Below are 546 nucleotides of genomic sequence, written 5' to 3' on the forward strand. Positions count from 1 at the left end.
CTCGCGAGCTTATCCAGCAATCACCTAGAAGTCGCAGAAGAACTGGTGAACAAAGTGGTTCATCAAAGTAATGAAACCGTAATGTCACTGGCTCATGACTACCTGAATACAGCTTGGTCGAACGAGATCTATCAGCCTTATCAACAACGTTTAGCTTCGTTTTATCCGTTCAATCGAAAATCAAAATCTGACGTGAGTGTCGCCGACGTTAAAGCCTTCTTCGTGACCAATGGAATCGTCGATAAGTTCCACCAAACTCGCCTCAATGGCTTTATCAAGAACAGTGATGAAGCGCCCTATTTACCGGGCTTACTTCCGGGGACTGGATTGTCGATTACACCTGACGTTTGGACAATGATGGATAAAGCGGCCGATATCAAAAGTGCCCTGTTCTTGGCCGATCCGTCCAATGTGTTGATCAATTTCCAATTAAAAGCCGTCGATATGACACCAAACATTACGGAGTTTTCCATCATCTCAGATAAGCCTATCTTTACTTACCGACATGGCCCAACGCTCTGGAGCCAACAATCATGGCAAGGTGAT

1 protein-coding gene is annotated in these 546 nt (G+C 45.2%); it reads left to right on the forward strand.

Annotated elements, in window-relative coordinates; all coding sequences use genetic code 11:
• Positions 1-546, forward strand: a 546-nt coding sequence (locus tag BCT81_RS28675; RefSeq protein WP_347232131.1) for a type VI secretion IcmF C-terminal domain-containing protein, incomplete at both ends; no start/stop codon positions are given.

This window comes from Vibrio sp. 10N.261.52.A1 (assembly GCF_002876325.1).
Taxonomy (GTDB): Bacteria; Pseudomonadota; Gammaproteobacteria; order Enterobacterales; family Vibrionaceae; genus Vibrio; species Vibrio chagasii.